General features: G+C 72.6%; 20 protein-coding genes. 12 read left to right on the top strand and 8 right to left on the bottom strand.

Annotated elements, in window-relative coordinates:
- Positions 1 to 8: 8 nt before the first annotated feature.
- The 3 genes from ACSYGO_RS24775 to ACSYGO_RS24765 form a co-directional block, all read right to left on the bottom strand.
- A complete protein-coding gene (locus ACSYGO_RS24775; protein WP_426676984.1) occupies positions 9 to 1247 on the bottom strand; it encodes a hypothetical protein in 1239 nt (412 codons plus the stop codon).
- A 128-nt stretch (positions 1248 to 1375) separates the two neighbouring features.
- On the bottom strand, positions 1376 to 2452 hold the full coding sequence (locus ACSYGO_RS24770) for a PP2C family protein-serine/threonine phosphatase (RefSeq protein WP_426677217.1): 1077 nt from the start codon (positions 2450 to 2452) through the stop codon (positions 1376 to 1378).
- 85 nt (positions 2453 to 2537) lie between these two features.
- Positions 2538 to 3179: an NAD(P)-dependent oxidoreductase gene (locus tag ACSYGO_RS24765; protein ID WP_426676985.1), complete on the bottom strand. Its 642-nt coding sequence runs from the start codon at positions 3177 to 3179 to the stop codon at positions 2538 to 2540.
- 138 nt (positions 3180 to 3317) lie between these two features.
- Here ACSYGO_RS24765 and ACSYGO_RS24760 point away from each other — a divergent pair, with 138 nt between their 5' ends.
- Positions 3318 to 3755: a hypothetical protein gene (locus ACSYGO_RS24760; protein WP_426676986.1), complete on the top strand. Its 438-nt coding sequence runs from the start codon at positions 3318 to 3320 to the stop codon at positions 3753 to 3755.
- A gap of 545 nt (positions 3756 to 4300) precedes the next feature.
- The gene (locus ACSYGO_RS24755) at positions 4301 to 5200 is read left to right on the top strand and encodes a hypothetical protein (protein WP_426676987.1); all 900 of its coding nucleotides are present in this window, start codon (positions 4301 to 4303) and stop codon (positions 5198 to 5200) included.
- On the opposite strand, the gene ACSYGO_RS24750 is transcribed toward ACSYGO_RS24755, so the two are convergent.
- Positions 5115 to 6446, bottom strand: coding sequence for an aminotransferase-like domain-containing protein (locus ACSYGO_RS24750; protein ID WP_460387673.1), 1332 nt, complete (start codon positions 6444 to 6446; stop codon positions 5115 to 5117). The genes ACSYGO_RS24755 and ACSYGO_RS24750 overlap by 86 nt on opposite strands.
- Positions 6447 to 6520: 74 nt before the next feature.
- On the opposite strand from ACSYGO_RS24750, the gene ACSYGO_RS24745 reads away from it, so the two are divergent.
- The 4 genes from ACSYGO_RS24745 (at position 6521) to ACSYGO_RS24730 (ending at position 11102) form a co-directional block, all read left to right on the top strand.
- Positions 6521 to 7318 (top strand): alpha/beta fold hydrolase, encoded by a 798-nt coding sequence (locus ACSYGO_RS24745; protein ID WP_426676989.1) that lies wholly within the window; start codon positions 6521 to 6523, stop codon positions 7316 to 7318.
- Between the two features lie 214 nt (positions 7319 to 7532).
- Positions 7533 to 7982, top strand: a complete 450-nt coding sequence (locus ACSYGO_RS24740; protein ID WP_460387671.1) for a DUF7144 family membrane protein — start codon at positions 7533 to 7535, stop codon at positions 7980 to 7982.
- An 86-nt stretch (positions 7983 to 8068) separates the two neighbouring features.
- Positions 8069 to 9076, top strand: a complete 1008-nt coding sequence (locus ACSYGO_RS24735) for an endonuclease/exonuclease/phosphatase family protein (RefSeq protein ID WP_426676991.1) — start codon at positions 8069 to 8071, stop codon at positions 9074 to 9076.
- Between the two features lie 91 nt (positions 9077 to 9167).
- Positions 9168 to 11102: an FUSC family protein gene (locus tag ACSYGO_RS24730; protein ID WP_460387669.1), complete on the top strand. Its 1935-nt coding sequence runs from the start codon at positions 9168 to 9170 to the stop codon at positions 11100 to 11102.
- 122 nt (positions 11103 to 11224) lie between these two features.
- Here ACSYGO_RS24730 and snpA read toward each other — a convergent pair whose 3' ends face one another.
- A complete protein-coding gene (snpA, locus tag ACSYGO_RS24725) occupies positions 11225 to 11911 on the bottom strand; it encodes a snapalysin (RefSeq protein WP_426676993.1) in 687 nt (228 codons plus the stop codon).
- Positions 11912 to 12097: 186 nt separating this feature from the next.
- On the opposite strand from snpA, the gene ACSYGO_RS24720 reads away from it, so the two are divergent.
- Positions 12098 to 13036 (top strand): LysR family transcriptional regulator, encoded by a 939-nt coding sequence (locus ACSYGO_RS24720; RefSeq protein WP_426676994.1) that lies wholly within the window; start codon positions 12098 to 12100, stop codon positions 13034 to 13036.
- Between the two features lie 160 nt (positions 13037 to 13196).
- Here ACSYGO_RS24720 and ACSYGO_RS24715 read toward each other — a convergent pair whose 3' ends face one another.
- On the bottom strand, positions 13197 to 15260 hold the full coding sequence (locus ACSYGO_RS24715; protein ID WP_432186276.1) for a PhoX family protein: 2064 nt from the start codon (positions 15258 to 15260) through the stop codon (positions 13197 to 13199).
- A gap of 231 nt (positions 15261 to 15491) precedes the next feature.
- Between ACSYGO_RS24715 and ACSYGO_RS24710 the strand changes: the two genes are divergently transcribed.
- From ACSYGO_RS24710 to ACSYGO_RS24690, 5 genes are all read left to right on the top strand, one after another.
- The gene (locus ACSYGO_RS24710; protein ID WP_460387666.1) at positions 15492 to 17066 is read left to right on the top strand and encodes a VWA domain-containing protein; all 1575 of its coding nucleotides are present in this window, start codon (positions 15492 to 15494) and stop codon (positions 17064 to 17066) included.
- A gap of 171 nt (positions 17067 to 17237) precedes the next feature.
- Positions 17238 to 18953 (top strand): methionine--tRNA ligase, encoded by a 1716-nt coding sequence (gene metG / locus ACSYGO_RS24705; RefSeq protein WP_426676997.1) that lies wholly within the window; start codon positions 17238 to 17240, stop codon positions 18951 to 18953.
- 199 nt (positions 18954 to 19152) lie between these two features.
- Positions 19153 to 19518 (top strand): PH domain-containing protein, encoded by a 366-nt coding sequence (locus ACSYGO_RS24700; protein WP_426676998.1) that lies wholly within the window; start codon positions 19153 to 19155, stop codon positions 19516 to 19518.
- 134 nt (positions 19519 to 19652) lie between these two features.
- Positions 19653 to 22865 (top strand): FG-GAP repeat domain-containing protein, encoded by a 3213-nt coding sequence (locus ACSYGO_RS24695; protein ID WP_460387664.1) that lies wholly within the window; start codon positions 19653 to 19655, stop codon positions 22863 to 22865.
- 202 nt (positions 22866 to 23067) lie between these two features.
- Positions 23068 to 23544 carry a hypothetical protein gene (locus ACSYGO_RS24690; RefSeq protein WP_426677000.1) on the top strand — a complete coding sequence of 159 codons (477 nt, stop codon included), beginning with the start codon at positions 23068 to 23070 and terminating at the stop codon, positions 23542 to 23544.
- Positions 23545 to 23611: 67 nt separating this feature from the next.
- On the opposite strand, the gene ACSYGO_RS24685 is transcribed toward ACSYGO_RS24690, so the two are convergent.
- On the bottom strand, positions 23612 to 24565 hold the full coding sequence (locus tag ACSYGO_RS24685; protein ID WP_435228747.1) for an intradiol ring-cleavage dioxygenase: 954 nt from the start codon (positions 24563 to 24565) through the stop codon (positions 23612 to 23614).
- A gap of 115 nt (positions 24566 to 24680) precedes the next feature.
- The gene (gene aspS, locus ACSYGO_RS24680) at positions 24681 to 26444 is read right to left on the bottom strand and encodes an aspartate--tRNA ligase (protein WP_432172894.1); all 1764 of its coding nucleotides are present in this window, start codon (positions 26442 to 26444) and stop codon (positions 24681 to 24683) included.
- Between the last annotated feature and the right edge of the window lie 119 nt (positions 26445 to 26563).

Below are 26563 nucleotides of genomic sequence, written 5' to 3'. Positions count from 1 at the left end.
CCCGCTCCTCAGGCCTGCGTCTGGAGCTGGCGGAGCTGCTGCCGTACGTGGTCCAGCGCCCCCTGCCGGCGGCCCGGCACCCGCCGTCTCAACTCGGCGAGCGCGGAACCCAGTTCACGGGCGGACACCGCGTCGCCGACGAGGCCCCACTGGTGGTGGGCCCGGTCCACGGCCGACTCCACCGCCGGGGAGTCGGGGGCCTGGCCCGCGCCCAGCCGGGCGTCGGCGACCGTCAGCCAGGTGCGGCAGCTGCGCTCCGGGTCCGCCGCGAACATCGCCAGGTCCGCGCGCACCTCCATCCAGTGCAGCACCTGCTCGGAGGCGGGCCCGTGCGTCCGCAGCGCCTCCTGCTCCCGCCGCCCGGCCAGCGCCTCGGCCTCGCCGTGCCGGCCGGCCCGGACGGCGGCGGTGATGGTCTCGTGGGGGTCGGGACCCGCCGGGGTCCCGGTGTGGGCGTCCCCCGGAACGGCGGCCGCGGCGGGCGGCACGGCCGGCCGGAAGCCGCCGGTCGGCGGGGCCGTGGGCGGCACGGCCGGCAGGGGCGGGGGCACGGCGGCCGCGGGCGCCGCCTCGGCGGCGCCGTACGCGCCGTGCCACGGCCGCGCCACCGCCTGCGGTGTCAGCACGATGTCGGGCGGCCCCGGCCGGGCCTCCTCGCCGGTCGCCCGGGTCAGCGCCTGCTGGTGCAGCGCGGCGAGGGGTGGCCGGTGACCGCTGCGCAGGACGGTGGCCGCCGCCCTCATGTACGCCGGAGCCGCCACGCTGCGGCGGGGCGGCGGCGGGGCGATCCGGCCGTACAGCGCGGTGGAGGGGCCCGCCGTCAGGGGGCGGGCGGCGAGGTGGTCCCAGGTCTCCGCGTCGGCGTGCAGGTCTACGAGGAGCGTGGTCGTGCCCGCGGGGCGCAGCCGGAGTTCCTCGGTGATCCAGTGCCAGGGGAAGGCGGTGTAGCGGACCGTCGCCGGGGTGGTGCGGGCGAGGGCGAGGTGCGGCAGGCGCTGGCGGCGGTCCAGTTGGAGCTGGCCGGTGAGGAAGACCGTCAGCGGGCCGGGCGAGGCCGCCGCCGCGCGCAGCCGGGTCAGGACGGCCTGCGGCTCCAGCGGGTCGGCCAGTTCCACGACGTTCGCCGTGTCGGTGCCCGACAGCACGGCGGGAGACACCGCGGCCAGGACGGGGAGCACGGACGCCGCGTCCACCAGACACCCCTTGCCCACCGGCGAGGCCGCGAGGAGCAGCACGGTTCCGGGCACAGATTCCCCTCCCCATCGATCACGTACGGCAGCACCGTAACCGCTGCGCGTGCAAAGCGGGGACGGCGGGAGGGCGAACGCACCGCCCGTGCGCGGGTTCCGCGACCGGCCGCGGCCGGTCGCGGGCGCTATCGGCGGCGCACGGCGAAGATCGTGGTGTCGTCGGCCAGCCGGCCGCCGCAGTGCCGCAGCGTGCCGTCGCGGACGAACCGGACCAGGCGGTGCGGGTCCGCGGTGCGCGGGTCCTCGGTCAGGGCCCGGGTCACGTGTTCGCGCAGCGGGAAGAAGGCGCCGCTCGCGTCGCGGGCCTCCGTCACCCCGTCGGTGACCAGCAGCAGCGTCTCGCCGCGCGCGAGCGGGACCTCGATCAGCGGCGGTGCGTCCTGTCCCAGCTCGCTCAGCCCGAGCGGCAGTCCGTCGCCCGGCGGCAGCTGACGCACGGCGTCCGCGGTGACCACCAGCGGTGGTTCGTGCCCGAAGTTGATGACCTCGACGCTGTCGGTGGCGTCCGGCGGGAATCCGATCAGGATTCCGGTCGCGAAGCGGTCGCCGTCGAGGCGGCCGAGCGCGGACGTGTAGTCGCCGTGCCGCCGCATCCGCACCTCCAGCCGGTCGGCGACCGTGCGCAGCAGGGGTTCGTGGTAGCCCGACTCCCGGAACGTGCCGAGCAGCGCGGCCGCCGCCTCCACCGCTCCGAGCCCCTTGCCCTGGACGTCGCCGAGCAGGACGCGCGTGCCGTGCAGCCCGGGCTGGATGTCGTAGAAGTCGCCGCCGACGCGGGCGTCGCTGTCCGCCGCGAGGTAGACGGCCGCGTGGTCCAGGCCGCCCCAGCCCGGCACGAGCGGGCGCAGCACCGTGCGCCGGGTGGTCTCGGCGACGTCCCGCATGTGCAGCATGCGCTGTTCGCCGCGGACCCGGACCGCGCAGGCGAGGACCGCGAGCATGCTGCCCAGGGCGACGAGGATGAAGTCGGGCAGGCCCGTCTGGTACTGGTGCGGCCAGGACGTGTCGACACCGATGTAGGTGGCCAGGGAGAGCACCGCGAGCGCCGCCGTGCCCCACACTCCGCAGATCGCCGCCGCGATGCCCGGCACCAGCACGATCCACGAGATGATCCGGAACTCGCCCGAGCTGTTCCAGTCGAACACGGCGATGCCGATGAGCAGGAGCAGCGGCGGCATCCAGGCGACGCTGCGTCCGTGCATGCGCAGCAGTGACTGCCGCTGGACGGCGTCGGGCAGCCCGGCGCTCGTCCGTGGTTGCTCCGCGGGGCTGCGGCCGGCCACCTGATCAGTACGCGACCGACATCCGGGCGCGCGGGTGGGCGTCCTTCTCCAGCTCGTCGACGACGGCGATCGCGTAGTCCTCCGCGCTGATCCGGCTGTTGCCGTGGTCGTCGGTGAGCAGCCGGTCGCCGCCGACACGGAAGGTGCCGGTGCGTTCACCGGGGGCGATCTCCGCGGCGGGGGAGACGTACGTCCAGTCGACGGCGTCGTCGTCCAGAGCGCGGTAGAAGTCGAGCACGTCGCGGTGGGCGAGGGCCTCGGTGAGGTAGGCCTCGGGGAAGCCGGGCTCGTCGACGATCGCCCGGCCCTCGGGGGACTCCAGGCTGCCGGCGCCGCCGACGATCACGAGCCGTCTGACTCCGGCCGCGCCGGCACCCTCCACCAGCGCCTTGTTGATCGCGAGGAAGGGCTCGCGGGCCTCCGATCCGTCCCGAGGCGGCACACAGGCGGAGACCACCGCGTCCGCGCCCGCCGCCAGCTCGGCCACCTTCGCCGGGTCCGAGGCGTCGGCGGCCGTCGCCGTGACCCCCGGGATCGGGGACTGTCCGGAGCGGCTCACGGCCACGACGCGGTGCCCGCGCGCGGACGCCTCGGCGGCGATACGGCTGCCGACCATCCCGGTGGCACCGAAAAGTACGAGCTTCATGCAGCTCAGCGAAGCACGCCGGCGGGAGGGCCGCATCCCGGCGAAATCGGGGGTCGCGAAGGCCGTCCTCCGACTTGCCAGGCACCGGGGCGAGGTGTGCTCTGGAAGGCAGGGGCGAGGAGAGAGAGGAGTGTTCCCATGGCTCAAGCGGCACCTGTGTCACCCGCCTCAGGGACACCAGGCACCCCCGACGTTTTCGGGGAGCGCACGCACGCGATCGCACGGTGGGCGGTGCCCGCCTCGCTCGGGCTCGTCTACGGCTACTGGGCCGCGGCCATCACCCGCTACGGCGGCCCGATCACCGGCTGGAACGTCCTGTTCGGGTTCGTGTGCGCCATCGTGTTCGCGGCGCTCCTCATGGGCGTGAGCAGGCTGGCACCGCTGATGAAACGGGAACTGCACGCCGTGGTGTGGGGCGCGTTCGCGGGCTGCGCGGTCGGTTTCCTCTTCAGCCTGAGCAACGCGTCGGTGCTGTCGTCCTCGCTGATGGGCCTGGTGGCCGGGGCCGGCGTGTTCCTCGGGGCCTTCTACCGCTACTACACGCACGAGGACGCGGCGGGACACCGCGTCGGATGACGGTGTGACGGTCCGTCCGACGAACGCACCGCCCACGCGTCCCGGCGACGCACGGCGCACGAGCGTCCCGACGACGCACGGCGCACGAGGCCCCGGCAGCAGCCGGGGCCTCGTGCGTCTCCCTCACTCACTCACCTACCCCCTGGGACCCCGGTCCCAGGAGCCCGTGGTGGAGCCGGAGATGGTCCCGTCCGGCTCCACGGTCCGAAGCGGCCGCCGTGCTGCCCGCCACGACGGTCGGGAGGCCGCCCGTGAACGGGGCCGCGGCAGACGGCGGCTGCGGCGGGAACCCGCAGGGCCCGGGTGTCGCGCATGCCGGCCTCCTGCTCCTCTCCCAGGAAACACCCGTTCGGGTGAGGCCTCCACCGGAGCGCCTGGGGCCTTGTCTCCCCTGGGCTTCACGAGGGTGTGGGCGGGCTCGCGCGGGGCGTATCGGCGAAGGCCGGGGCCGGGCGACCGGCGCGGAGCCTCCTTCGGCTTGTCATATACGCCCATTTGCAGGCAAACCGCTCGCGTGACGCGTCCGGGAGGACTTGCCTGGAGGAGTGTCCCAACGTGTCCGGAGCTCCCTGTCGGCCGTGCTGATCCTCCTCGCCTGTCTGCTCGCGCCGCTCGGCGCGCTGTCCACCTGGGCGATGTACGGACTCGGCGACCCCGGCCGGTACCGGGCCACGGTGGCACCGCTCGCCGCCGACAGCGACGTACGGGACGCGATCGCCGCCGGTGTCACGGACGGCATCCTGCGCGAGGTCCATGTACGGCCGCGGCTGCAGGGGCCGGTGAACCACTTCGTGCGGGACGCGGTGCTCTCGTTCACCGAGACCGAGGCGTACCGCACGGCGTGGGAGGCCGCGAGCATGGCCGTGCACGACGCCGTGATGCGGGCGCTGCGCGACGACCGCGCGGGGCCGGTGACCGTCGACCTCGCGCCCGTCACCGAGCAGGTCAAGCGCCGACTCGTCGACGACCACATGCCGTTGGCGAACCGCATCCCCGTCGAGCACACCGAGGTCACCGTGCTCGAAGCCGGGGATCTGGCCCACTTGCGAAAGGGGTTCCGCGTGCTCGAAGTCGCCGCGTTCTGGCTGCCGGTGGGCGCCGTCGCGTTCGCCCTCGCGGGCATCCTCGTGGCGGTGCGCCGCCGCCGGGCGCTCCTGGCGACCGGGCTCGGCACCGCGCTGGGCGCCGCGCTGCTCGGCGCGGCGATCGCCCTGGGCCGCCGGATGACCCTCGCCGACCTGCCGCCCGACGTGTCGCCGCTGGCCGCGGGCGCGGTGTACGACGCGCTCACGGAGACGCTCCGGCTGGTGTCCTGGCTGCTCCTCGCCCTCGGTCTCGCCGTCGCGCTGGCCGCGGGGCTCACGGGTGTGTACGCGCGATACCGGCGAGCGTCCGCAACGCCCCCGCAAGCTCCCGCGGAGCGGTCGAGGCGAGTCCGAGCCTGACGCAGTCCTCAGCCCGGGTACCGAGCACCGGGACCGTGAAGGCGGGCCCCGGGGTGAGCGCGATGCCCCGCTCCGCCGCCGCGGCGGCGAAGGTGTCCGCCCGCCACGGGGACGGCAGTTCCCACCAGAGGTAGTGCGCCTGCGGGTCGGCGCGCACGGCGAAGCCCGCGAGGTGTTCGGCCGCGAGCCGCTGACGGCTCGCCGCGTCCGCCCGCTTGGCGCGCACCAGGCGGTCCACCGTGCCGTCACCGATCCAGCGCACGGCCGCCTCCAGGGCGAACCGGCTCGCTGTCCACCCACCCGAGCGGAGGGCCGCGGCCACCTGCCCGACGCGCCCCCGCGGTGCGACGAGGAAGCCGGCCGTCAGGCCCGGGGCGACCCGCTTGGAGAGGCCGTCGACGACGTAGGTGCGCTCGGGGGCGTGGGCGGCGAGCGGGTCGGGGGAGCCGTCGTGCAGGAAGGACCAGATGCGGTCCTCGATCAGGGGGAGGTCCATGTCCCGTGCCGCCGCCGCGAGCTGACGGCGCCGCTCCCCGCCCGCCGTCACCGAGGTCGGGTTGTGCAGGGTCGGCTGGACGTACACGGCGGACAGCGGCGCGGAGCGGTGCGCGGTCGCGACCGCCTCCGGGCGCAGGCCTTCGTCGTCCATGGCCAGTGGGACCAGGACGATGCCGAGGCGCTCCGCGATCTCCTTGACCAGGGGGTAGGTCAGGTACTCGACGCCGATGCGGCCCCCGGGGCGCACCAGGGTGGCGAGGGCGGCGGCGATGGCCTGACGGGCGTTGCCGGCGAAGGCCAGCCGGTCCGGTGCCGGGCGCCAGCCCGGGGTGGCGAGGAGCGCCGCGGCGGCCTCGCGGACGGCGGCGGTGCCGGTGGCGGGGGCCGTGCGCAGTGCGTCGGTGAGCACGTCGGGGCGCAGCAGCGGGGCCAGTCCGTCGGCGAGGAGTTCCGACTGGCCCGGCGCGGAAGGGTAGTTGAGCTCCAGATTGACCCGGGCGGTGGTGGCGGGTTCGGCGAGCGCGCGGCCCGAGGGCGCGGGGGAGGCCCGTACGAAGGTGCCGCGTCCGACCTCGCCGACGACCAGTCCGCGCCGGACGAGTTCGGCATACACACGCCCGGCCGTCGACCCGGCGATCCCGCGCCGGCGGGCGAACGCCCGCTGCGGGGGCAGCCGTTCCCCGGGCTTGAGCCGACCGGCCGTGATGTCGGCGGCGATGCGGTCGGCGATGCGCCGGTAGTCCTCCATGCGGCCCCTCCACATTGCACCGAGAGCAAAGATCTTATTGCACCGAGGAGTTGGCCGCGCCTAGGGTCGTGACCATGGCACCCTTCCTCGCTTACGAGGACAAAGGGGGCGCCTCCTCGGCGGCGCCTCTCGTCCTGATCCACGGCCACCCCTTCGACCGCACCATGTGGGCCCCTCAGATCGCGGCCTTCTCCCCCTCCCGCCGGGTCGTCGCCCCGGATCTGCGCGGCTACGGCGCGTCCCCGTCGGAACCCGGATTTCCCGGAGATCCCGCCCTCACTCCCCTGTCCACGTTCGCCGAGGACATCGCGTCACTTCTGGACGAGCTGGGCATCGCCACGTTCGTCCTGGGCGGACTCTCCATGGGCGGGCAGATCGTCATGGAGTGCTACCGGACGTTCCCGGAGCGCGTCCGGGGGCTCGTCCTCGCGGACACCTTCCCCGCCGCGGAGACCCCCGAGGGCAGGAGGACCCGCAACGCGACGGCGGACCGGCTGCTGCGCGAGGGCATGCGCGGATACGCCGACGAGGTGCTGTACAAGATGGTCGCCCCGTACGCCGAGGCCGAGGTGGCCGCGCATGTGCACCGCATGATGGTGTCGACGCCGCCCGAGGGCGCGGCGGCGGCCCTGCGCGGCCGGGCCGAACGCCCCGACTACCGCGAACTGCTGACCCGCGTCACCGTCCCGGCGCTGGTCGTGGTGGGCGCCGACGACGAATTCACCCCCGTCTCCGACGCCGAGGCGATGCACGCGGCGCTCCCCGACTCCACGCTCCACGTGATCGGCTCGGCAGCGCACCTGCCGAACCTGGAGCGGCCCGAGGAGTTCAACGGCGCGCTCGCGGACTTCCTGGCACGGATCGACGACTGAACCGGGGGGCGAGGGGCCGGGCCGGTGCGGGGCCGTACCGGCGAGGCCGGGGACCTGTCCCCGCGGTGGGACCAGCCCGACGCCAGGCCTTCCCGACCGCGGGGACCGGCCCGGCACCGGACCCGAATCGTCACCCGTCCGGCCCATCGAGGCATGCGGCCCCCGTCCCCCGGGGCGAACCTGCGAGTGACGCTCCAGGCCCCGAGGAGACCCCATGTCCCAGAACACCGCGCCCCTCAGCCCCCAGCCCGCCCCGGGCACGGCCGGCCGACCCTCCCGTGGCTCGGGATGGCACTCGGGAGGCACCCTCTTCGCCGGCGTCCTGATGCTGGTCGGCGGCATCCTGGGCATCCTCATCGGCATCACGGGCGTCGCCAAGGACGACGTGTACGCCCGCATCGGCACCTACGTCTACGAGTTCAACCTGACCACCTGGGGCTGGATCCACCTCGTCATCGGCGTGATCGTCGCGATCACCGGCTGGGGCGTCCTGAAGGGCCACGAGTGGGCGCGCGCCGTCGGTATCGCCGTCGCCGCCCTCTACATGATCGAGTACTTCATGTTCCTGCCCTACGAGCCCGTCTGGTCCGTCATCGCCATCGGCATCGCGGTGTTCGTGATGTGGGCGCTGGCGACGGGAGGCGACTCGCCCAGGACCGCCTGAGCGGACCTTCCGGGCAACCCGGCACCGCGGCACCCCGTCTTTGAGGGAGGATTCGGGCACCCACGCGGACGAGGGAAGGCCGGGACGTGGACACTGCGACGGCTGAGTGGACGGACCCCCGGGCGCCCGGGGGCACGCGCCGGACCGGGCGCCGGGCCGCCGCCTGGGCGTCCGGGCTGCTGCTGGCCGCGGTGAGTGCCGTCGTCGGATGCCGGGCGGCGGACAGCGACGGGATCACGCCCGTGCCGCAGCTGCTGGCGTTCCTGCCCTGGCTGCTCGCCCCCACCGCCCTCGGACTCCTGCTCGCGCTGCTCGCGCGCTGGCGGGTCGGAATGGTGTGGGGCCTGGTCGTGCTGGGGGCCGTCGCCTGGTACGTCGAGCCGTACGGCAGGACGGGCGAGCCCGCCGGGACACCGCTGGCGGAGCTGCGGGTGATGACCTCCAACGTGCAGTTCGGGCGGGGCACCGACTCGCTCGTCGCCGCCGTACGGCGGCAGAAGCCCGACATCCTGTTCGTGGAGGAGTGCGAGCACGTGTGCTCCCGGGCCCTGCGGGACGCCTTCGGGAGCAGCGGAGGGGACTACCCGTACCGGCAGGCCGTCGAGGGGGCGGGGTCCGACGGCTCGGTCATCATGAGCCGGTTCCCGCTGAAGGCGGCGGACGGCGTGCGGGGCACCATGGGCATGCCCGGAGCGGTCGCCGACGTGCGCGGGCACGACGTACGGCTCCAGCTCGCCCACCCGATGCCTCCGCTGCCGGGCCAGCTCGGCGTCTGGCGGCGCGAGCTCGGCGAGCTGCGCGACTACGCGGCGGCCGGTGACGGTCCGACCGTCGTCGCCGGGGACTTCAACGCCTCCCAGGACCACGCCGCGTTCCGCCGCATCCTCGACACCGGGCTGCGCGACGGCGCCCGCCTCGCGGGAGACCCGCGCACCCCGAGCTGGCCCGCCAGGACCACGCCGACGCTCGGCGCGCAGATCGACCACGTGCTCGTCTCCGAGGACTTCTCGGCGAACGCGGCCGCCTTCCCCCGGATCACCGGCACCGACCACCGCGCCCTGGTCGTCGACCTCACCCTCCACCGGCACCGCTGAGCACCGCCCCGGCATCCGTGGCGCCGGAGGGTGGCCCCCACCAGCGAGAACGGGCCGGGAGGCGGACGAACCCGGCCTTCATAATGGGGACATGTCCCGCGAGTTCCCCATCGGCCTCACTCCTCCCGACTGGCTGGTCAGGAACCTCCGACCGCTGAAGGCGTCCGTCAACCGGGCCGCCGCCGCCCGCGCCTCCGTCGCGATCTCCCTGCCGCTGGCCGTCGGCATCGCCACGGGGCGACCGGACTACGGGGCCCTCGCCTCCATGGGCGCGCTGTCCGGGGTCATCGGCGACACCGCGGACGCGTACCGCATGCGCATCCTCAACATCGCCGTGCCGCAGCTCTTCGGCGCGGTCGGCGTCACGGTCGGCGCGCTCGTGTTCGGACACGGCTGGACCGCCGTCGTCGCCGTCACCGCGGTCGCGCTGGTCTCCGGGATGATCTCCACGATCGGCGCCGTGGCGTCCGTGTCCGGTCTGCTGCTCCTCCTCAACTGCGTGATCGGCGCCGGACTTCCGCTCCCCGGCCCGTGGTGGCTGGCACCCGTGCTGATGTCCGGCGGCGGGCTCCTCGTCCTCCTGCTGGCCCTGCTCGCCTGGCCGCTGCGGTCGGGCGTACCGGAGCGGGACGCCGTCGCGAGCACCTACCGGACGGTCGCGGACCTGCTCACCGCGAGCGGGACCGCCGCCTACGAGGACGCCCGCTTCGCCGTCACCCAGTCCCTCAACCAGTCCTACGACGTCGTCCTCGCCCGGCGCGCCTTCCACCACGGCCGCAGCCCCGACCTCGTCCGGCTGCTCGCCCAGCTGAACGCCGTCACCCCGATCATCGAGGCCGCCCCCGCCGCCCATCAGCAGGGCGAGCGGCTGCCCGCCGAGATCCCCGAGGCTGCGGGCCGCCTCGCCGACGCCGTCGCCGCCGGCCGCTCAGGCCCCCTGGAGCTCCGGCTCCCCGAGCCCACCAACGAGGCCGCCCGCGCCGTCGACCACGCCCTGCGTCACGCCGCCGACGTGGTGACGGACCAGGCTCCCGACCGGGCCCCCGCCGACGACCGTCTCGGCCGGCCCGCCGCCCTGCGCGTCCGGGCCGGCCGGGCCGGACGCGAGGTCGTCCTGTCCGCCGCGTCCTGGCGCTACGGCCTGCGCCTGGCCCTGTGCATCGGCCTCGGGCAGGTGCTCGTCTCGATCGTCCCGGTGCCGCGCTCCTACTGGGTCGCGCTCACCATCACCTTCGTCATGAAGCCCGACTTCGGGTCCGTCTTCTCCCGGGCGCTGCTGCGCGCGCTGGGCACGGTGGCCGGCCTCGTCGTCGCGGCCGCGGTCCTCACGGTGGTGCCGCGCGGCGGGTGGGACGTGGCCGTCATGATGCTCCTCGCGCCGCTCGTCCCGGCGCTGACCCCGCGCGGCTACGGCTACCAGACCGCCGCCATCACCCCGGTGATCCTGCTGCTGTCCGACACCCTCAACCACCAGGGCACGGGCCTCATCGTCCCGCGTCTGACGGACTCCCTCATCGGGTGCGCGATCGCACTCGTCGCCGGGTATCTGCTGTGGCCGGAGAGCTGGCACACCCGGGTCGGCGACCGGCTCGCCGACGCGGTGACCGACACGGCCACGTACGTGGAGCGCGCCTTCGGCGGCGATCCCGATCCCGCCGACCGCGCCCGCCGGCGGCGCCGCCTGTACCGCGACCTGTCCGCCATCCGTACGGAGTTCCAGCGCGCCCTGACCGAACCGCCGCCCACCGGGCGCCGTGCCGCCGCGTGGTGGCCGCTCGTCGTCGCCGTCGAACGGATCGTCGACGCGACGACCGCGGCGCGCGTCCGGGTCAGACAGGGCGCGGCGGAGCCGTCCGCCGCCGAGATCTCCCACGTCGTGCTCCAGCTGCGCGAGCTGTCGGCGGGGCTGCGGGAGACCGAGGTGCTCGTCGCCGTCCGCACGGACCTGACCGGCCCCCCGGACAGCGTGCTCGAACCGCTGCGCCAGGAGGTCGCGGCGGCGCGGGCGATCGCCTCGCCCCACTGACGGGGCGCGGTCCGCCACGGCGGGGGCGGGCCCGGGCGGAAACAGCAGCGCGGGCCGCCCGTGCAGGGGGCGGCCCGCACCCGTGGGGGGTGGGTCTGGTCTGCTGATGCGGGTCAGTACATCTAGCGGGCGTTCGCCTTGCTCAGCGCCTTGTCCAGCGCCTTGGCGAACCCGTTCGCCCAGAGCTGGTCCACGCGGGCGCGCTCGTTGGCGTCGGGGTTCGAGTTGGTGCAGGACGTGCCGGGACCGCCGCCCGACATCAGCTCGCTGCACGGGCCCTCGTAGTGGTCGGGCAGACCGAGGACGTGGCCCGTCTCGTGCGCGGTCACGCGCGTGGAGTCGTACTCCTGGTTCTGCGCGTAGTCGAGGAACACGAAGCCGCCGCCGTGGCCGTCGGTGGAGGCGTACGAGCCGCGGGAGTCGTTGCCCTCGCGGTACGAGAAGTCGGCGTTCGAGCCCGACTGGAGTTTCACGTTCGCCACCGCGCCGTTCCATATCTGGGCGCTGCGGGCTATCTGCGCGCTGAACGTCGGGGCGCCGGAGGCGTCGTAGACGACGGTGACGGCCGCGGCGCCCGGGTGCGCGGCACGCTTCTCGGCCACCGACTTGACGACCGCCTCGAAGAACGCCTGGTTGGCCTTGGCCTCCTCGGACGAACCCGCGTACGCGGACGCCGTGTGAACGGCGTGCGCGGAGGCGGTGTCCGGGGCGGCGGGGACGCTCGCCGAGGCGAGCTGCGGGGAGACGGCGGACGCGGTCACCAGACCGATTCCGACAGCGGTCGCCCGGGCGAATGCGGACATGCGCATTGATGACTCCTTGTGTGGGGGGTGAAGTCGTCATCGGCGAGTGTCGATGCCCGTGAGGCGGCTGTGATGATGGCAAGTGGCGATAGTCCGGAGCTATCGGCCCGCACTCGATCACCCAACTCGCCCATTTCAGAGCGGTTTTGTGCGTCTGGTGAAAGCTTTGATTCCGCTTTAGGCTCCGACGGCATGGAGCTTGAGGTCAGGCACCTCCGCGCACTGTGCGCCATCGCCGACACCGGCAGCCTGCACCGCGCCGCCCGCCAACTCGGCGTCGCCCAGCCCTCGTTGAGCACACAGCTGCGGCGCATCGAGCAGGAGCTCGGCGGCGCGCTGTTCCTGCGCGCACGCACCGGCTGCCGGCCCACCCCCCTCGGCCGGATCGTCCTGGGCCGCGCCCGTCCGCTGGTGGCCGAAATGCGCGCCCTGGTCGCCGAGGCGCGCGCCGCCGCCGCGGACGGCCCCCAGCTCCGGATCGGCTCCACCGCCAGCCGCGCGCTCGCGGGCTGGCTGCGCCGGCTGCGCGCCCGGCAGCAGGAGACGCTCCTGCAGATGGACGTCTCCCCGAACGCCCTGCTCCGCATGGTCGCGGACGGCCAGCTCGACGTCGCCTTCGTGCACGAGGTCGAGGGCTCCCCGCTGCGCGTCCCGGAGGGACTGCGGCTGCGCGTCCTGGTCGAGCGCGAGCCCCAGTTCGTCTCCCTGCCGACCGACCACCCGGCCGCCGCGCACCCCGTCGTGCAGCTGTCGGAACTGGCCGAGGACCGCTGGATGGTGGACCCGACGGTGGACGGCGAGTGGGACGCCGTGCACCGCATGCTGCGCACGGCCGGACTCAACCCCCGCGTCCTGCACGGCGACTACCACACGGCCGCGACCCTCGTCGCGACCGGCGAGGTCGTCACGGTCTGCCAGCCGACCTCCCAGTCCCGCCCCGAGACGGCCGTCCGCCCGCTCGCGGGCGACCCCCTCGGCGTACGGCTGCTGCTCGCGGCGCGCACGCAGGCGGACCTGGAGGCCGTCTGCCCCGAACTGGAGGAGGCGTACTGGGAGGCCGCGCGGCAGGCACCCGCCTACCGGGAATGGCTGGAAGCGACCGGGACGGAGCGGGCCGTCCCGACGCCCTGACGGACGGTCCCCGCAGACCCGGCCGCCGGCCCGACAGCCGATCTTCGCGGACCCGCCGCCGGCCCGACAGACGGCCTCCGCGGCCCCGCCGCCGACCGCACAGGCGACCGGCGGCGGCCCCGATGCACCCCCTGACCCCCGGATACACCGGGGCGCTCCCTCAGATCCCGATGTCGCAGCCGTCCGCGCGCCACACGGCCACGACCGCCGGGCGGACGATCTTCCCGGGCCCGTCGGGCCAGACGCTCGCCGGCTTCTCGACGGACGCGCCGTCGACCTCGCCCGGGTGCTGGACGGCGACCAGCACGCGCCGGTCCTGGACGAGCGGGCCGCAGGTCTCCGCGCCGGTCGGCACCGTCAGGAACTGCTTCAGCTCACCGCGCCGGTCGCCCCTGGTCGCCACCCCGAACAGGCCGTCGTGCGAGCCGAGCTGGTTGCCGTCGGTGGAGATCCACAGATTGCCGTGCGGGTCGAACGCCACGTTGTCCGGGCACGAGATCGGGCTGACCCGGTCCTTCGGGAAGCCCGCGAAGTACGTGGCGGGGTCCGCCGGGTCGCCCGCGACGAGGAACAGCGACCAGCCGAAACGCGTGCTCTCGGCGCGGCCCCGGGCCTCGGTCAGCTCCAGGATGTGGCCGTGCTTGTTGGCGTTGCGCGGGTTGGCCTCGTCGGCGGGCGCGGAGCCCGCCTTGCCGCGGTTGGTGTTGTTCGTCAGCGCGACGTACACCTTGCCGGTGTGCGGGGAGGGCTGGATGTCCTCGGGACGGTCCATCTTGGTGGCGCCGACCTTGTCACCGGCGAGCCGGGTGAAGACGAAGACCTCCTCGGCCGTCATCCCGTCGACGTGCGAGACGGCACCGCGCGCCGTCGCGGTCGCCAGCGGGATCCACTCGCCGCTGCCGTCGAACTCGCCGTCCGCGGGGAGCTTCCCGCTGCCGTCGATGTCGGCGGCCGGGGAGTCGCCGGTGAGCCGGGCGACGTACAGCGTGCCCTCGTCGAGGAGGGAGAGGTTGTGCTCGCGGTCGGCCCGGGAACCGCCCCTGCGCATCCGGTTGCTGCCGACGAACTTGTAGAAGTAGTCGAAGCGCTCGTCGTCACCGGTGTAGACGACGGGACGGCCGTCCTCCGTCAGCCGCACGGTCGCCGCCTCGTGCTTGAAGCGTCCGAGCGCGGTGTGCTTGCGGGGAGTGGAGGACGGGTCGTACGGGTCGAACTCCACGACGTAGCCGAACCGGTGCACCTCGTTCGGCTCCTGGGCGACGTCGAAGCGCTTGTCGAAACGCTCCCACTTGCGCTCGGTGGCGCCCGTGCCGATCCCGTACCGCTTGTCGGTGGCGCGGGAGCTGTTGGCGAAGTACTGGTTGAAGTTCTCCTCGCCGTGCAGCGTGGTGCCCCAGGGGGTGGTGCCGCCCGAGCAGTTGTTGAGCGTGCCGAGGACCTTGCGGCCGGTCGGGTCGGCGGAGGTCTTCAGCAGGTCCGAGCCGGCGGCCGGGCCGGTGAGCCGGAACTCGGTGGTCGCGGTGACCCGGCGGTTGAGGTGGTGCCGGGGGACGGCCGTCAGCCTGCCGGTGCGGTGGTCGCCCTCCACGACGACGGCGGACAGCCCGTGCGCGGCCCAGGCGATCTCGGCCTGCTCACGGGTGGGGTTCTCCGCGTCGTACCCGCGGAACATCAGGATCTCGTCGGTGTACTCGTGGTTGGCCACGAGGAGCTGACGGCCCCGCTCACCGGGCAGTGGCAGGAGGGCCAGGAAGTCGTTGTTGTAGCCGAACTGGCCGGCCTGGGCCGCGGCGGTCTGGTTCTCGGGGTCGAAGGCGGGAGCACCGCGCAGGATGGGCTCTCCCCAGCGGATGACGACGTTCTGCCGGTATCCGTCGGGGATCGTCACGGCGTCCGCGGTGTTGGGCGCGACCGGCGCGAAACGCAGCCCACGCGCCCCTTTTTCGCCCTTGTGCGCCGAAGCGTCCGGCGCCGCGGCGGCCTGCGGGGCTCCGGTACCGACGACGGCCGCGCCGGTCGCCGTGGCCACGGTGACGACGGCCGCGGCCCGCATCACCGAGCGGCGGCTGAGCGCCCCGGCGATCACGTCGCCGACGTACGCGTTGCCGCTGGTGTTGGGCACCTCGTGGAAGCAGGCGTCACCACAGCGGAACCGGCAGGTCATCGCGGACCGGCCACCCGGATGCGAGCCGGACGTTGCGATCAACGGCAGAGATCTGCGCACTTTACTCTCCCCATACGAGCCCTTGGTGTGAGCGTGACGCTAAGGGGGCGTGTGTGCAGGAACGCGGCGGCCGCATGAACGAAGAGTGAACCTGCGGGAGCCGCAGGGGTGTTGACACGGCGCTCCGGCGGCTGTCCGCCCCTGCCCAAGATCGCCAGTCGCGGCCGCTAACCTTACGTGTCCGTCCTGGCCAGGGATTGACGGGATCAACTCACGCGAAGGGTTGCGCACATGGGCATTCTCACTCTCCTGCGGAATGCGTTCGGCCGCTCACGCAAGGGTCGTGACGCCGACGCGGAGACCTCGCGAGAGGCCTCGGCTCCGGCCGTCCCGGCCCCCACCCAGGAGCCCGAGCCGGCACCCGCCCCCGCCCAGGAGGCCGCCGAGCCGAGGATTCCGGCCCCGGCCTCCGAGCCCGAGCCCTCCGTGGTGGACGACCTGGTCTCGGCGGCCTTCGACAACGTGACGGTCCCGAAGCAGTCCCAGCCGGAACCGTCCCCCGACCCGAAGCCGGTCGCCGAGGCGAAGCCTGCGGCGGAGCCGGAGCCCGAGCCGACGGCCGAGGTCGAGCCCGCGCCGGAGCCGGTGGCCGAGGCCGAGCCGACGGTCGAGGCCGAGCCGGAGCCCGAGCCGGTGGCCGAGGCGAAGCCTGCCGCGGAGCCCGAGCCGGTCGCCGAGGCCGAGCCGGTCGCCGAAGCGACGCCCGCCGTCGAGCCCGAGCCGGTGGCCGAGGCAGAGCCGACCGCCGAGGCGGAGGCCGAGGCTGGGCCGGAGGCCCAGGTCGAGGCGGAGGCCAAGGCTGAGCCGGAGTCGGCTCCGGAACCGGCGGCTGCGGCCGAGCCGGTCGCCGAAGCGACGCCGGAGCCCGTGGCCGCGGCCGCCGACGGCGAGAAGATCCCACAGGCCCGACCCGCACCCGAGCAGGATGCCCGCACGGGTGGTGCGGGTGGGAACGACGAGGCCGAAGGCGAAGCCGAGGCCGACCGGCCCGCAACGCCGGCCCCGTCCCCCACGGCCGAGGAGCAGCCCACCCCCGAGCCCCAGCCGACCCCCGCGGCCGAGACGGAGCCCACGGCAGCACCGGCACCCACAGCCGAGGCGGAGCCCACCGCCGAGACGGAGCCCGAGACGGAGCCCGCCGCCACGGCGACCCGCGTCAAGGCCGAGGCCCCGGCCCTCACCACGGCGTACAAGGAGGCAGGCACCGCCCTCGGGAAGCGGGACCTCACCGGCACCCGAGCCCGCGTCTACCTCGTCCTCGACCGCTCCGCGTCGATGCGCGCGTACTACAAGGACGGCTCCGCCCAGGCCCTCGGCGAGCAGGCCCTCGCCCTCGCCGCCCACCTGGACCCGGAGTCGACGGTCCACGTGGTGTTCTTCTCCACGGAGCTGGACGGCACCGGCGAACTGACGCTCGCCGAGCACGAGAACAAGGTCGACGAGCTGCACGCGGCGCTCGGCCGCATGGGCCGCACGAGCTACCACGCGGCGGTGCAGGAAGTGCTCTCCCAGCACGAGAAGCACGGCTCGGACGCCGGCTCCTCGCTCCCCGCCCTGGTGATCTTCCAGACGGACGGCGCTCCGGACGCGAAGACCCCGGCCACCCAGTCCCTCACCGAGGCCGCGAAGGACCACCCTTCGGTGTTCTTCTCCTTCGTGGCGTTCGGCGAGCACGACAACAAGGCCTTCGACTACCTCCGCAAGCTGAAGACCGGGAACACGGCCTTCTTCCACGCGGGCCCGGCGCCGCGCGAGCTGACGGACGCCGAGCTCTACGACGGCGTACTGGAGAACTGGCGGCCGTAGCGCCGTAGCGCTGCGCGACCCGCGACACCCGGCCGCCCGCTTCCCACCCCTCAAAACGGGAAGCGGGCGGCCCACCCATGTCGGCTACGATTTCAAGGTTCACAGAAGACGACCCGCCGACCCGAAAAGCGACGGACGTCACTCCGCGTAGCGACTTGGGAGCAGCCCGCGATGGCTCGACACCTCATCACCAGCGCCCTTCCGTACATCAACGGGATCAAGCACCTGGGCAACATGGTGGGGTCCATGCTCCCGGCGGACGTGTACTCCCGGTACCTCCGCCAGCGCGGTCACGACGTCCTGTACATCTGCGCGACGGACGAGCACGGCACCCCGGCCGAGCTGGCCGCGAAGGAGCAGGGCCTGCCGGTCGACGAGTTCTGCGCGCAGGCGCACGACGCGCAGAAGGCGGTGTACGACGGCTTCGAGCTGGCCTTCGACTACTTCGGCCGCAGCTCCAGCGCGGAGAACCGCGACATCACCCAGCACTTCGCCCGCCGCCTGAACGAGAACGGCTTCATCGAGGAGCGCGCGATCCGCCAGGTGTACTCGCCGGCGGACGGCCGCTTCCTGCCGGACCGCTATGTGGAGGGCACCTGCCCGCACTGCGGCTACGACAAGGCGCGTGGCGACCAGTGCGAGAACTGCACTCGTGTCCTGGACCCGACCGACCTGATCAACCCGCGCTCGGCGATCTCCGGTTCGACGGACCTGGAGGTCCGGGAGACGAAGCACCTCTTCCTCCTCCAGTCCAAGCTCCAGCACGAGGTCGAGGAGTGGGTGTCCCGTCACGAGGCCGACTGGCCGCAGCTGGCCTCCTCCATCGCCCGCAAGTGGCTGAACGAGGGCCTGCACGACCGGGCGATCACCCGTGACCTGGACTGGGGCGTGCCGGTCCCGGCCGACACCTGGCCGGAGCTCGCGGCGGAGGGCAAGGTCTTCTACGTCTGGTTCGACGCCCCGATCGAGTACATCGGTGCGACGAAGGAGTGGGCGGACCAGGACCCGGAGAACCGCGACTGGAAGTCGTGGTGGTACGACGTGGACACCGCCGTGCGCTACACGGAGTTCATGGCGAAGGACAACGTGCCCTTCCACACCGTGATGTTCCCGGCCACCGAGCTGGGCGTGCGCGAGCCGTGGAAGAAGGTCGACTACGTCAAGGCGTTCAACTGGCTGACGTACTACGGCGGGAAGTTCTCCACGTCGCAGAAGCGGGGCGTCTTCACCGACCAGGCCCTGGAGATCCTGCCCGCCGACTACTGGCGCTACTTCCTGATCGCCAACGCCCCGGAGTCGGACGACTCGTCGTTCACCTGGGAGCACTTCACGGCCACGGTCAACAAGGACCTCGCCGACACCCTCGGCAACTTCGTCAACCGCGTGCTGTCCTTCTCGAAGAAGCGCTTCGGCGAGGAGGTCCCGGCGGGCGCCGCGGCCGGTGCGGCGGAGGCGAAGCTCGGCGAGGAGATCGCGGGCCTGCTGGCCGAGTACGAGGCCCAGATGGAGGCCCTCCAGTTCCGCAAGGCGGCGGCCGCGCTGCGCGCCCTGTGGTCGGCCGGCAACTCCTACCTGGAGGAGAAGGCCCCCTGGCTGGAGATCAAGACCGACCCGGAGGGCGCGGCACTGACCCTGCGCACGGCGATGAACCTGATCCACCTGTACTCGGTGGTCTCCGAGCCCTTCATCCCGGCGTCCTCCAAGGCCATGCGCACGGCGTTCGCCCTCCAGGACGACACGGCGGCGTGGGTGACGCGGGACGAGGCGAAGTCCCTGGACTCGGTGCCCGCGGGCACCCCGTTCACCGTCCCGCCGGTCCTCTTCGCCAAGCTCACGGACGAGGACCTGGAGACGTACAAGGAGCGCTTCGGCGGCGCCGCGGAGTAGGCAGCGGCGGCCGGTCGGCCCAGGCCCGGGAACGAGCAGTTCCCGGGCCTTCCGCGTTCCCGGGGAAGAACAAACGGAACTCCCTCCTCCTCTGTGCCTGCCTCTCCTCCGGGCGGTATACATTGCGAAGATCATGTGAAGCCATTGGCTCACTGGGACACGAGTGGACGAGTGAGTCCACTGAGTGGGGGGTTCATCCATGGCGCTCTTCGGAAACGCGCACACCGTCGACCCGGCAGCGGCACAGCAGGACTTCGCGCGCCTGCTCGGCCAGAACGAGCAGGTCCACGCCGCGTACCAGCTGATACGCGACACCATCCTGTTCACCGACCGCCGACTGCTCCTCGTCGACAAGCAGGGCATCACCGGCAAGAAGGTGGAGTACCACTCCATCCCGTACCGCAGCGTCACCCACTTCGCGGTGGAGACGGCCGGCACCTTCGATCTCGACGCCGAACTCAAGATCTGGGTCTCGGGCACCGCGGCGCCCATCGAGAAGACGTTCACCAAGGGCGTCGACATCTACGAGGTCCAGGCGATCCTCACCCAGTTCGTGGCGAAGTAGCACCGCCCGGCAGGCGGGCCGTCCCGGTCCGCCTGCGCCTGTACGGCGCCTCCCCGCGAGGACCCCGTCGGCCCTTGCTAGCATCCGCACACTTGTGCGAGGGCGGGGGCCCTCGCGGGGAGGGAACATTTCACGTGGGCAGACACGCCCCGAGACGGCGCGGCCCGGCCGCCCTCGTCTCCACACTCGCGGTCGCCTTGGCGGCCGGCACCATCACCCTGTTCGCCGGCACCCCGGACGGCGCCGGCAGCGCGCTGGCCGCCGCGGCGGCCGGATCGGCGGGGACGACGCAGATCCTGCTGGACGATCCGAGCAGCGACACCCCGCGCTCCGACCGGCTGCTCTCCGCGGGCAGGACCGGGTTCCTGCACCGTCAGGCCGGGGTCGCGGGCCTGCTGTGGACGAACTACGAGGACGGCACCACCGTCACCGTGCAGGGGCCGACCGGCGTCTACAAGCCGACCACCACCACCTGCTGGGACATCCAGGTGCGCTGCGCCTCGGGCATGTACGGGCAGGCCGCCGACACCGTCGCCCTGCCGCACGCCTCCTACGGAGACCCGGTGTCCCTGTGGAGCCCGGACGGCAGCGCCCTGCGGACCGTCGACCTCAGCCAGTCGGCCGACTACGTGGGCACCTACGGCGACACACTCGTCACGATCGAGTGGAACGGGGTCGTCGACGGCGAACAACTCGACGGCTACCGGCTGCACCTCGTGGACCTGGTCGACGGCAAGCAGCGCGACCGCGTGGTCGACGGCTACCCGGCCGAGGGTTCCTGGAACGTGAGCTCCTCGCGCACCGGCGACGAGGACGGCTTCCTCCTGGCCTACGCGATCCACGACGAGAACGGCGACGTCGAGTCGTACACCGTCGGCTACCTCGACTTCGCGACAGCGCAGCTCACACCCGTCTTCACCGGCCTGGACGCCTCCCCGGAGCTCGTGCTCACCGACGACCGCGTCGGCTGGTACACGGAGGCCGCCGGACTGCACCTCAAGCCGCGCGGCGACCTCCTCGCCGAGGAGACCGTCCCGGTGACGGGCGAGGAGATCGCCGGCTCCCCCGTCCCCGTTGTCGTCGGCGACTGGCTGGTCCTCGGCGTGTCCGGAGGCGGCGTCACGGCCGTGTCCCTGACCGACGGCACCGAGAAGACCCTGCTGACCCGGTCCTACGGGAACCCGCTGGCCACCCCCGAGGGCGACGCCCTCGTCACCGGTGGCACCGGCGCGGCGGACTGGTGGGTCCAGCGCGTCGGCCTCTCCACCGACGGCACCCCGCGCCTGGAGAAGGTGCGCAAGGTGGTGCCGTACGAGAACGCCAAGACGGGCCTGGCGCTCAGCCGCGGCAGCCTGCGCGTGGCGGAGGACAGCACGAGCAGCACCCTGGACACCACGACCGTGCGCACGCTCACGACGAACGGCAGCACCGAACTGACCGCGTCCGCCCCGAAGACCGGCGACTCGGTGGGCCCCGTGTGCCCGTACGCGAACACCACGTGCTCGGCGATGTGGGGCAACAGCGGTACGGCCCCCGAGGACGTCTACCTCGACACCTTCTACGACGGCGACGAGGGCGGCAGCGGGCTGGAGAACGCCGACCGGCTGGTCGCCATCGGCGACGAATGGTCCAACGACACGCTGGAGTTCGGCACCACGGGCGGCTCCGTCGTCGACGTCTCCGACGGTTACGCCGTCTACAACTCCGGTGGCTCGGCCCCGATGCAGTACATCGGCGAGTTCGGCTACGGCCAGCAGCTGAAGCGCTCGGTCCGGGCCGCCGCCCTGAACGGCTCGACGCTGTGGAGCGCCACCTCCACCACCGGCAAGCTCACCTCCTACAGCCTGGCCGAGGAGAAGACCCTCTCCACGGTCGCCGTCCCGGGCCTCGGCTGTGTGCCGAGCGAACTCCAGGCGGCGGGCCGCTGGGTGTACTGGTCGTGCCAGTCGGCCTCGGCCGGTGTGTACGACACCAAGGCCGGTACGTCGAAGGCCGTGCAGCCCGGCGACGTGCTGCTCGGCGACGGGTTCACCGTGCGGCACGACCACGCCACCGGGCAGCTCGTGCTGACCGAGGCGTCCACCGGAGCCACCCGCGTGATCACCTCCGACGTCCCGGGCACCGGTCCGGCCACGGACCGCCGTTACCGGTGGACCGTCGACGAGTACACGGGCCTGGTCGCCTGGACCGACTCGTTCCAGCAGACGCACGTCGCCACCACCGGCATCACGCCGTCCGCGACGACCGCCTTCCGCAGCGAGGCCGGCAGCTACGTCGAGCCGGGCGCGTCCACCGCCTGGACCGGCGAATGGCAGCTGTCCCGCCCGGTCACCTCCTGGTCGCTGACCTTCACCTCGGTGCAGAGCGGTGCGACCGGCAGGGCCACCCGTACGCTCACCGGCGGCGCGGTCCCCGCCCAGCTGTCCGCGAACTGGAACGGCAAGACCTCCGGCGGCACCCACTTCCCCAACGGGGAGTTCACCTGGACGCTGAAGGCCACCGGACTGGGCACATCGGCCCCCGTCACGGTGACGTCCGGCGAGGGCTTCCTCCTCAGGGGAGCCGCGGTACGCCACGACTTCGGCAGCCTCGACGGCCCGGACGGCAGGGGTGACCTGCTCACCCTCAACTCCTCCGGCGGTCTGACCGTCCAGCAGGGCACGGGAACAGGCAAGTTCGGCGAGAAGACCACCGGCACCGGATGGGCCACCTCCATCAAGGCGGTCCCCTTCGGCGACATGAACGGCGACCGCTGCAACGACGTCCTCGTACGGCTGAGCAGCGGGGCCCTGCGCCTGTACAAGCCGGGCTGCAACGCCGCCGTCAAGCCGACGACGTCGTACACGACGCTCGCCACCAGCGGCTGGACGCAGTACGACGTCCTGACCTCGCCCGGCGACATGACCGGCGACGGCCGCCCGGACCTGATCGCACGCACCGCGTCCACCGGAACCGTCTACCTGTACAAGGGGACGAGCACGGGCGGCCTGTCCGCGCGCGTGAAGCTCTACGACAACTGGAAGGGCTACAAGAAGATCGTCGGCGCCGGCGACCTCGACGGCGACGGCATCGGCGACCTGCTCGCCCAGGACACCTCCAACACCCTCTACCGCTACCACGGCAAGGGGGACGGCACGTTCGCCGCGCGCGTGAAGCTGTTCAGCGACTGGGGCGGCTCCTACAACGCCGTCGTCGGCGTCGGCGACATCACCGACGACGGCAAGGCCGATCTGGTCTCCCGCGACAGCGGTGGAAACCTGTACCGCAACAGCGGTGACGGCAAGGGATCCTTCGGCTCCCGCACGAAGATCGCGACCGGGTGGAGTGGCTACAAGTTCCTCTCCTGACGGGCGCACACATCGGCCGGGGCGCCCGGGACTTCATGTACCGGGCGCTCTTGTCGTCGCCACTCGTCCCCCACCCGCCGAACCGGTGACGGGACACCCGGGCGCCGGTGGCGGCCCGGAGTGAAGGTGCGCCGTCCGCTGCTCCGGATCCGGAGTGGACCCCGGCGCTGGCATGTCCGCGCTCACCCGTATGGTTTCCGCCATGGCAGTCCCCGAGGTCATCCCGATCGCCTACGAGCCGAAGCACCGCACCGAGACCATCGGCCGGTACGCGGACGGTCAGTTCCTGGCATCGATCACGTACGCCTTCCCTGAAGGCTTCCGTCCCGACGACGGCTGGGAAGAGCACAAACGCCTCTACACGGTGCTCCACACCTTCGACGTCGAGGGCCGTTACCGCGACTCGGAGATCTGGTGCGCCGGCACCTGGGCCGAGCAGCAGCGCAATCCCGACGGCGACGACTCGGTCCTCGCGCAGGCACGGATCCACCTGGCGAAGCTGCTGCGCAGCCTGCCCCGCCGCTCCTACACGGACATCGCCGTCCGCCCCTTCCAACTCACGGTCGACGGGGTGCTCTTCGGCCTGCTGAGCGGATCGGACGAGGACGGCGACTGGGCCGAGCTCTACCCGGACCGGCTCGGCTTCGGCGAGCCGTGGGACGGCACCTACGACACCTGAGCGGCCGGGGTGAGGGCCGCCCGGGGCACCGCGCGGCCCCGGACGGCCCCGAGTTCCGCGGACGGTGCTACGAGGCCGACGCCGACGCGCTCGGCCGGGTGTCCGTGCTGTCGTGGGTCTCGTCCGGGGCGACGCCCATCGTCAGGTGCGCGTGGACGCCCTTGGCGATGTTCTTCCTGCTGTAGTCGAGGTGGAGGAGACCGCCCGCGTGCCCGTTCTGGGGGTAGATCGTGTCCTCGGTGAGGGTCGTGCGCGTGGTGGTGTTCGTCGAGTACGGGGACACCTCGGCCGCGGCCAGGACCGACTTCTCGTCGAAGAAGAGCTGGCCGGTGTGACAGGTGTGGCCGCCCTCGTAGCCCGCGTCGGTCCAGGTGCCGTCCACGTGGACCTTCACGTGGATGTGGACGCAGCGGCCCTGGTACCAGCCCGGGAACACGGTCTTGAAGACGACGTAGCCGTGCTTGTCGGTCTTCCAGGTGCCGCGCAGATAGCGCTCGTCGTCGGTGGGTTCGGAGTGGCCGCCGCCACCGGAGGGACCGCCGGACGGGGGCTCGCCGGTCGGGGTGCCGGTGGGCGTGCCCGAAGGTGCGTCGGTGGGGGCACCCGTCGGCGCGCCGCCGCCTCCGCCGCTGCCCATCGACTCGTAGCCGGAGTAGACGCCCAGCGCGGTGCAGTGCCAGATGTCGACCGCCGCGTTCCTGACGGGCTTGCAGGTCTCGGCGTCGATCACCTTGAGCTTGAGGGTCATGGGGATGCCCTCCTGGTCCTCGGTGATGTCCTGGCGGATCTTGTCCGCGTCGATGTAGTACGGCCCCTCGGTGGTCTCCGAGGTCAGCGTGTAGCAGGTCTCGGCGCTCGACGAGGCGGCCGCGGCGGAGGTGCCGGAGGCCGTCTCGCCGGCGAACGCGTTCACGGCGATGCCGCCGCCCACGCCGACGGCCGCCACGGCCGCTCCACCTGCGACGACGACCTTGCGTCGCGTCATGTTCCGTTTGTGCGCGGGCCCTTGGGTCTCAGTCATGGACCGGACCGTAGGGTTCCCACCTGTCAGCAGCATGGGCGGGAACTGTGGTTCTGCAAGGCCACGCAGAATGGCCCGGAACCGATGTCGGTTCCGGGCCGTTCGGGGCTGGGGCCTACTTCGGCTGCGGCTTCCGCACGGAGAGGTGCAGCTCGCGCAGACGGGTCTCGTCGAGCTCCGTGGGCGCGCCCATCATCAGGTCCTGCGCGTTGCCGTTGAGCGGGAACGCGATGGTCTCGCGGATGTTCGGCTCGTCCGCGAGGAGCATGACGATGCGGTCCACGCCCGGCGCGATGCCGCCGTGCGGCGGGGCGCCGAAGCGGAAGGCACGGAGCATGCCCGCGAACTGCTCCTCGACGGTCTCACGGTCGTAGCCCGCGATCTCGAAGGCCTTGAGCATGATGTCGGGCTCGTGGTTCCGGATCGCGCCGGAGGACAGCTCCACGCCGTTGCAGACGATGTCGTACTGCCAGCCGAGGATGTCCAGCGGGTCCTGGGTCTCCAGGGCCTCCAGACCGCCCTGCGGCATCGAGAACGGGTTGTGCGAGAAGTCGATCCTGCCGGTGTCCTCGTCCTTCTCGTACATCGGGAAGTCGACGATCCAGCAGAACCGGAAGACGTCCTCCTCGAAGTGCCCGGCCCGCTTGGCGGCCTCGACGCGCACCGCGCCCATGATCTTCGAGACCTCGTCGAACTCGCCGGCGCCGAAGAACACCGCGTGGCCGGCCGCCAGGGACAGGCGCTTGGTCAGCTCGGCGACGTTCTCCTCGGTGAGGAACTTCGCGATCGGACCCGTCAGCGAGCCGTCCTCGGCGACACGGACCCAGGCCAGGCCCTTCGCGCCCAGGGTGACGGCGAAGTCACCGAGCTGGTCGAAGAACTTGCGGGGCTGCGCGGAGACGTCCGGCACCGGCAGGGCACGCACGTGCTTGCCCGCGAACGCCTTGAACTCCGAGCCCTCGAAGATGTCGGTGATGTCGACGAGCTCCAGCTGGGCGCGCAGGTCCGGCTTGTCGGAGCCGTACTTCAGCATCGCCTCGCGGAACGGGATGCGCGGGAACGGGGACGTCACATGACGGCCGTTGCCGAACTCCTCGAACAGCTCGGTCATCAGCTTCTCGATCGGCTGGAAGACGTCCTCCTGCTCGACGAACGACATCTCGACGTCGAGCTGGTAGAACTCGCCCGGCGAGCGGTCCGCGCGGGCGTCCTCGTCGCGGAAACAGGGCGCGATCTGGAAGTAGCGGTCGAAGCCGGAGATCATCAGCAGCTGCTTGAACTGCTGCGGGGCCTGCGGCAGGGCGTAGAACTTGCCCGGGTTGAGACGGGAGGGCACCACGAAGTCGCGCGCGCCCTCGGGGGAGGTGGCGCTGAGGATCGGGGTCGCCATCTCGTTGAAGCCGAGCGCCGTCATCTTGTGACGGATCGCCGAGATCACGGCCGTACGCAGCAGGATGTTGCGGTGCATGCGCTCGCGGCGCAGGTCGAGGAAGCGGTACTCCAGGCGCCGCTCCTCGTTGACGCCGTCCTCGGCGTTGATCGTGAAGGGCAGCGGCTGGGCGGCGCCGAGCAGCTCGACCTCGCCGACCTCGACCTCGATCTCGCCGGTGGGCAGGTCGGGGTTCACGTTCTCCGCGCCGCGCGAGACGACCTTGCCGTCGATGCGGACGGTGGACTCCTTGGAGACCTTGTCCAGGGCCTCGTAGGCGGGCGTACCGGGGCGGGCGACGAGCTGCGTGATGCCGTAGTGGTCGCGCAGATCGATGAAGAGGATGCCGCCCAGGTCTCGGCGATTGTGCAGCCAGCCGCTCAACCGGACGTCGCTCTCGACGTCAGAGGCGCGGAGCTCGCCGCAGGTGTGGGACCTGTACCGATGCATCGTCGTTCATCCAGTCTTCGCGGATCGGGGTCTGTTTCACGTGAAACGTCCTGGGCCGGGGCCCGGACCCCCCAAGGGTACCGGGCACCCCGAGATCGCCACTCCCCAATACTCTCGGT

The sequence above is a fragment of the Streptomyces krungchingensis genome, from assembly GCF_054729265.1.
This window is presented reverse-complemented; position numbering and strand designations above follow the sequence as displayed.